This window comes from Pyxidicoccus fallax (assembly GCF_012933655.1).
GTDB classification, from domain to species: domain Bacteria; phylum Myxococcota; class Myxococcia; order Myxococcales; family Myxococcaceae; genus Myxococcus; species Myxococcus fallax.
Window position 1 is genome coordinate 1 of record NZ_JABBJJ010000589.1, and the last position, 3947, is coordinate 3947.

Here is a 3947-nt window from a genome sequence, read left to right on the forward strand (position 1 = left end):
CCGCCGCCCCCGGCCCCCGTGCGCGCCGCCGAGCCCACGCGCTACTTCGGCGCGGCGCCGGACGGGAAGCTGCACGTCTACTTCTTCAGCGTGGGCCAGGGAGACGCCGCGCTCATCGTGTCCCCCGAGGGGCACACGGTGCTGGTGGACTCGGGGCCGGCCTCCGCGACGAGCCACCTGGTGAACCGGCTGCCGGAGCTGCTCACGCAGCGGCTGGACCTGGTCGTGCTCACGCACCCGCATGAGGACCACTACGGCGCGCTGTTGCCGGTGCTGCGGCGGGTGGGCGCGAAGCGGCTGCTGGTGCCGCAGACGGGCGCCACGCCTCCCGAGTACGACGAGGTGCTCACCTCCGTCGGCGGGCTGGGCGTGGAGTTCCTCTCCCCCTCCCCGCCGCCGTCCACGCCCAACGCGCCCCTGCGCCTGCCGCTGGGCACGGGCGTGGAGCTGAACGTGCTGTGGCCCCGTCCGCCCCAGGAGGTGCTCGACGTGCCGGAGGCGCCGCTGGAGGCCAACTCCATCGTCCTGCGGCTGACGTACGGGGACACGGCGCTGCTGCTCATGGGGGACGCGCACGCGAAGACGGAGGCGCACCTGATGGAGCGCGGCATGCCCCTGCGGGCCACGCTGCTGAAGGTGGCGGCGCACGGCTCGGACGGGCCCACCAGCGATGCCTTCCTACAGACGGTGGCTCCGCGCGCCGCCGTCATCTCCTCCGGCGAGGGCAACTCGCGCGGCCTCCCCGCCCCCACCACGCTGAAGCGGCTGCAAGCGGCGGGCACCCACGTGTTCCGCACCGACCTGGCCGGCGAGGTCCAGGTGGTGGGCGACGGCAAGACGCTCGTCGTCACCCCGCAGCGGCTGCCCGACGGCGTGCCCTGGGACACCCGCTACACCTTCGCCGGCCTGAGCGCGCCCGTGGTGGCCCAGGCCTCCGCGCGGAACGTGAAGGCGGAGCCGCCCTCCGCGCCCGCTGGAGAGGCCTCGAAGGCCCAGCCCTCGCGGGGCACCGTGGGCTCCCGCGACGCGTTGGCCCCGGCGCGCCTCGGCCAGGCGCAGGTGGTGGACATCGACGACCTGCCGGCCGCGGCGCAGACGCCCAGGGGCAGCCGCACCGAGCCCCGCCCGTCGCGCGCCATGCCCTCCGGGGGCTATGTCGGCAGCAGCAAGTCGAACCTCTTCCACGTGCCCTCGTGCCGCAGCGCCGCGAAAATCAAGCCGTCGAACCTGGTCCGCTTCGCCACGCGCGCGGAGGCTGCCCGCAACCGGGAGCCGGCCCGGGACTGCAACCCCTGAGGAGAGCCCCTTCATGACCCGGGCCACGCTGGACCGCATCGAAGACGACGTCGCCGTGCTCGTCGTGGAGGGCCGGCAGGTGACGCGCCCCCTGAGCGACCTTCCCAAGGGCGTGCGCGAGGGAGACGTGCTGGACCTGGACACGCTGGAGGTGGACCGCGAGGCCACCGAGGCCCTGCGCGCCCAGGTGCGCGAGGCGCGCCAGCGGGCGAAGCGCGGCAAGAAGCCGCCCCCGTCCGGCGACTTCGACCTGTAGACGCTACGCGGATGCGGCGGAGGCGCGGGCCCGGGGCAGCAACACCACCAGCAGCACCGCGCTCACCGCCGCCAGCAGGCCCGCGGCGAGGAAGGCCACGCGGCTGCCCCACACCGTCCACAGCGCGCCGAACAGCAGGCCCGCCACCAGGGACGCCCCGCCGGTGAGCCCGTTGTAGAGGCCGAAGGCCCGCCCGCGCGCGGCGGCTGGCACCAGCGACGTGAGCAGCGACTTCTCCGCGCCCTCGGCCAGCGCGTGGTACAGCCCGTAGAAGGCCATGACGGCGAGCGTGCCGGGGACGCCGCGCACGAAGGACAGCGCCACGTAGCTGAGCGCGTACAGTCCCCAGCCGGCCAGCACCACGCGCGACGCGCCCAGCCGGTCCGCCAGCCAGCCCGCCGGGTACGAGACGGCCGCCTTCACCACGTGCAGGAGCAGCCACGCCAGGGGCAGCAGCGCCGCGGGCGCGCCCTCCTCGGTGAGCTTCAGCAGGAGGAAGGCATCCGTCGAGTTGGCCACGCCGAAGAGCACCACCGGCCCCAGGTAGTACGCCAGCCGCCGGGGCACCGGCACCAGCGCGCCGCCCTGCCCCTGGGCCACCGGCTCGCGCTCGGGCTCCGGCACCACCAGGATGCAGAGCACCGCGAGCAGCCCCGGCACCGCCGCCGCGAGGAACACCTGCTCCGCGCGCAGGCCCAGCGCCACCAGCCCCATGGCCACCAGCGCGCCCACCGCCGCGCCCGCGTGGTCCATGCCCCGGTGGAAGCCGAACGCGCGCCCCCGCGCCCCCGGCTCCACCGAGTGCGCGATGATGGCGTCACGCGGGGTGCCCCGCACGCCCTTGCCCACCCTGTCCAGTGAGCGGACCACGAGCGGCTGCCATGGCAGGGTGACGAAGGCCATCATCGGCCGCGCCAGCGAGGACACGCCGTAGCCCAGCAGCACCAGCGGCTTGAGCCGGCGCGCCCGGTCCGCCCACACGCCGGAGCGGTACTTGAGGAGCGCGGAGACGAGGTCCGCCAGCCCCTCCATGCCGCCCAGCAGCAGCGGCGCGGCGGGAAAGCGCGCCGCGAGGAAGGCGGGCAGGAGCGGGAAGATCATCTCGCTGCTCACGTCCGTGAGCAGCGACACCAGCCCCAGCAGCACCACCGCGCGGGGCAGGCGGCCGCTGGCGGCGCGCCCCGCGGCCTGCTCCGGAGTGCTCACGGCGGCGCGGGCCTACATCGCCCCGGAGAGGACGAGCGGAATCTCCAGGTCCACGTCGTCACCCGAGAAGGAGGAGAACACCATGCTCTTGGCGCGGTCGCGGATGCAGGCGCCCACGGCGGAGCGGTTCAGCCCCGGCTTGTCGAGCGTGGCGGCCTTCACCTTGCCGCTGCTGCCCACCGTGGCGGTGAGCGTCACCTTGCCCACGCGGAAGGACGGATTCTTCCGCAGCTCGTTCTCCACGCAGGAGCGGAACGCCTCCTGCGCCTTGTCCACCACGCGCTCCACCTCCTCGTCGGAGGGGCCACCCACCTCCTCGGAGTCCGTCGCGGCCACCTCGGCGTCCTTGCGCACGTCGGGGCCCACGTCCTTCTTGTCCGCGTCCGCGTAGACGGCCTGCATCTGCTCCGCGGACGGAGCCGGGGCCGTGGCGCCCGTCTCCGGCCCGGGGGCCGCGGCGGGAGCCTTGTCCGCGGGAGCGGGCTCCGGCGTCGGCGCGGGCGGGCGCTTCTCGGCGGGGGGCGGCTTCGGCGCCGGAGGCGGCTGCGAGCGCCCCAGCAGCTTGTCGCGCAGCGCGCCCACGCCCTGGGCGGTGAAGACGGACTGGTCCACCGCGTTGCCCTCGGCGTCCACCGTCTTCACGCGCAGCGGCACCACGCCCAGCGTCTCCGACAGGAGGTACGCGCCGCCCAGCGGAACGATGAGCAGCGCCAGCACGAAGACGGCGTACTTCCAGGCGGGGTTGCGCCGCGTCACGCCCGACTTGGCGGCGAAGTGGCGGGTGTCCTCGACGGGCTTGCGCTCGTCGTCGTCCCCACCCCCCAGCGCGGCCAGCGGGTCCTCATGCTGCGGCTGACCGTCGTCCTCGCCGCCCCGGTTGCCGGGCAGGTCCAGGTCGGAGAACAGCTCGTTGAGCGGCGCGGCGTTGGCGGCCGGCGCGGGCGCGTGGCCCCGGCGTCCCTGCGGATTCGAGCGGGGCTCCGGCTCCTGGTAGGAGGTCCGCTCCGGCTCGTCCTGCTCCGGCGGCTCCTGCTGCTGCGGCTCCTGCTCCCAGGGCTGCTGGGATTGTTGCTGCTCCCAGGGTTGCTCGGCGGCGGGCGTGGGCTCCGGCTCCGGCATGAAGGGCTGGGGCTCGGGCTCGCGGCGCGCCTGGAGCCCGCGGTTGGAGCGGGCGTGCGCGGCGGGAGCC

4 protein-coding genes are annotated in these 3947 nt (G+C 75.2%); 2 read left to right on the top strand and 2 right to left on the bottom strand.

Going from position 1 to position 3947, the window contains the following annotated elements; all coding sequences use genetic code 11:
• Together HG543_RS52150 and HG543_RS52155 are read left to right on the top strand one after the other, a co-directional pair.
• Nucleotides 1–1296: ComEC/Rec2 family competence protein (locus tag HG543_RS52150; protein WP_169352443.1), on the top strand; the 1296-nt coding region annotated here is incomplete at its 5' end.
• A gap of 13 nt (nucleotides 1297–1309) precedes the next feature.
• Nucleotides 1310–1552: a DUF3006 domain-containing protein gene (locus HG543_RS52155; protein WP_169352444.1), complete on the top strand. Its 243-nt coding sequence runs from the start codon at nucleotides 1310–1312 to the stop codon at nucleotides 1550–1552.
• A gap of 3 nt (nucleotides 1553–1555) precedes the next feature.
• Here the strand turns inward: HG543_RS52155 and HG543_RS52160 are convergent, their stop codons facing one another.
• On the bottom strand, nucleotides 1556–2758 hold the full coding sequence (locus HG543_RS52160) for an MFS transporter (RefSeq protein ID WP_211194774.1): 1203 nt from the start codon (nucleotides 2756–2758) through the stop codon (nucleotides 1556–1558).
• 12 nt (nucleotides 2759–2770) lie between these two features.
• Nucleotides 2771–3947: AgmX/PglI C-terminal domain-containing protein (locus HG543_RS52165; RefSeq protein WP_169352445.1), on the bottom strand; the 1177-nt coding region annotated here is incomplete at its 5' end.